Origin of the sequence: Arsukibacterium sp., from assembly GCF_036735525.1 — a bacterium.
GTDB lineage: Bacteria > Pseudomonadota > Gammaproteobacteria > Enterobacterales > Alteromonadaceae > Alishewanella.
Window position 1 is genome coordinate 1 of the sequence record NZ_DAINOE010000169.1, and the last position, 2,900, is coordinate 2,900.

Genomic DNA, 2,900 nt, shown 5'->3' on the forward strand with positions numbered 1-2,900 from the left:
TCGCGATAAGCTCCCAGCAAATGGATCATCACCGCCAGCGTCAGAATAAGCTGCAAGGCAATAAAGTTAGCCGAAATCACCGTAGTGCGGATATCCAGTAAGCCAAATAACCCGCAACTCAAAAGCACGCTGACGGCACAACTGAGCAGCGGAAAAAACACCCAGCGCCAGCTGCGATAAATCAGCAGCAGTAATAGCGCAATAATGAATGCGATGGCCACCCCAAAGGTAGTGAGATCACTTTTAATCATAGTGATCAGGTGCTGGCCTACCACATAAGCGCCGCCGGTATAGGTATCAGCCCGCTCACTGACCTGCCCGGTAATGCGGGCAATCTCTGCAATTTCCTGCTGGCGCTGTAACGTCAGTTGCTGGCGTAGCGGATCGGCTTGCTGTTGCAGCTGTTTTAGCGCTGTCTGTTCAGCGTCATCCAGTTCACGGTTTAAGGTGAGCTGCTGAATAGCCAGTATTTGCTGCTCCAGCGCGCTAAGCTGCTCATTGGCGGCAAACACAATTTGAATACCGGCCGCGGTGTGGGCTTTATTGAGCAGTAAGTCGGTAAAAATCGGGTGGCCGCTAAGTAATTGGCGCATCTGGGCCGGTGCGTATTGTTGCTGCTGCCAGGTCAGGCTGGCAACATCCGCGCCAGAGGTAAAAGCACTGGCGTCGGCCAACAGCGGCACTGTCAGCATCGAGGTTACCGAGCTTACCCGTTCTAATTGCGCAAATTCGCCACTTAACGCGGCAATATCCTGAAAAGTTTGTGCAGAAAACAGCTCGCGGTCTTTGGGCTGATAAGCTACCAGAATAAATTCATCGGGTGAAAAGCGCTGATTTGCCAGCTGACTTTTTATGTAGAGCGCATTGTTTTTAACCAGTAAGGTTTCGGCGGATGCATCTATGCGAAACTGCGATAAAAAACTGCTGAGCACGGCATTCAGCAACATAAACAGCAGAATAATTGCCCAGCGACAGCGCACTATAAAGTGAGCTAAATGGCCGGTAATGCCCCGTTGCTTAGTCTGGTTTAACAAAGGCTTGGTCCCGTTTTAGTGCTTGCAAATGCTGGTTACGAAAATAAATGTAGGGATCGGCAGATTGCTGATACAGGGTTTGGTACAGCTTGGCGCGATCGGCAAAGCTATTGGTAATATTTAGGCCCTGTACATAATACAAATCAGGCGTATCAAGCACCTGATTAAGCGGGTGAAATACCGCCTCACCTACTACTGAAGTCGCGCCACGTAAATCGCTCTGCCCCAGTATAGGCAACACCAGGTAAGGCCCATGGCCGACATTATAATGGCCCAGCGTATCCGCTATGCTGCGTTTAGACTCGGCAATATCAAACCAGGAGGTGGCCGGGTCAAACAAGCCAAAAATCCCCAGCGTAGAATTGATAACAAAGCGGCTTACATTGGCACCGGCGCCTTTTATTTCGCCACTTAAAGCGTTATTGACCAAATTAAGCGGTTCGCGAATATTAGCAAAGGCATTGCCCACCTTATCGCGCACCGGCAAGGGCAACACCGTTTCATAGCCTTTCGCCAACGGAATTGACGCATAGGTGTAAGAAACATGATTAAAACGAAACACTGCACGGTTCCAACTTTCCAGCGGGTCGTAATAAATTGAAGCGGGCTCGCTGCCAGGCTCAGCATCCTCAGCCAGTACCTGCATATCCACTACAGTGGGTTCAATCTCAATGGTGCCTTGCGAGGTAGTAATACGGGTTGTTTGGCCGGCCGCCAGCCGCTTGGCGGCGCTAGCCTGCCCGCTGTCTGCAGTGGGCTGAGCGGCTTGCTCACTGGCCCTGACACTCTGGCTGCTACTGTCTTCAGCTAACTCGGTATTGCTGGCACAAGCAGACAGCCAACATATCAGCATACAGATAAGGCTGTAACGATGTGTCATCCTGATACTCCGTATAAGGTTGCGGCACCCGTTGCACCTGACCATGACCATAACATTGACCAACAGCATACCACGATACACCCAAAAGACGCGCCAGCACTATTAAAACTAATTTAACATTAATGATGACTTAATAACCCAACGCTGAATTACCTCAATAGAGCCTGGCAGCTGTCGTTGGCTTGCGGATATACTCAAATTAAAACTTCAGATAAAAATCCTTGAGCAACTGGCGGTATTGCTCGCTGTAACTGCCCCTATCCTGCTGAATCATTAATTCATCATCGGGCAGAGTGTAATTTGCAACAGTCGCCCCATCAGGTTGGGCCATAGCACGGCGAAAACTCAGCAACAACCGGCGCAGTGGTTTGCCAGGCTGCGCATATACCGATGTACTTCGTTGTAATTGCAAGCCGCTGTTAAGCGCCAACTGACAAAACACAGTGGCACTGTCAGGCGGTAAAATCAGCGAAAACTCGCCCCCCTCGGCCAATAAATCGGCGGCTTTGTGCAGCAAGGCGGCAAAGGGCAGGCTATCATTATGGCGGGCTTGCTGGCGCGCCGCATCAGGGCTTGGCAAGGATGCCTGAAAAAAAGGCGGGTTTGACACAATTAAAGCGTAACGCTCGGCAGTTTGATAGGTTAGAATATCGCCCTTAATCACGCGCACGGTTGCAGGCCAGGGGCTGCGCTGCACATTGGCGGTTGCCTGTTGCGCGGCGGCACTATCCAGCTCAATGGCGGTAATAGCTTGCAACCCCAGGCTGCGCTGTGCCAGCATCAGGCTCAGAATGCCCGACCCTGCCCCTATATCCAGTATAGGGCCAGTGGCGGGTAACGACGCCCAAGCACCCAGGATCAGTGCATCGGTGCCAACTTTCATTGCGCACTGATCATGAGCAACAAAGAATTGTTTACATTGAAAACCTGCTGACATAAGCCCTCCGCCGTGCATCTTAACGGCCACTGCGCACAATGTCACAGCC

Annotated in this window: 3 protein-coding genes; all 3 read right to left on the reverse strand. The window is 51.3% G+C overall.

Annotated features, from left to right (window positions below):
- Positions 1–1,034 (reverse strand): MMPL family transporter (locus tag V7D78_RS16775; RefSeq protein ID WP_333609598.1); only part of this gene is annotated, 1,034 nt, incomplete at its 3' end.
- Complete coding sequence (locus tag V7D78_RS16780; protein WP_333609599.1) at positions 1,018–1,914, reverse strand: MlaA family lipoprotein; 897 nt, start codon at positions 1,912–1,914, stop codon at positions 1,018–1,020. The genes V7D78_RS16775 and V7D78_RS16780, both read right to left, overlap by 17 nt.
- A 199-nt stretch (positions 1,915–2,113) precedes the next feature.
- A partial coding sequence (locus V7D78_RS16785) for a tRNA1(Val) (adenine(37)-N6)-methyltransferase (protein WP_333609600.1) occupies positions 2,114–2,900 on the reverse strand: 787 nt, incomplete at its 5' end.

Bases quoted from the DNA above. Each gene is read 5' to 3' on its own strand.
- V7D78_RS16780 (WP_333609599.1), bottom strand. From the start codon at position 1,914: ATGACACATCGTTACAGCCTTATCTGTATGCTGATATGTTGGCTGTCT.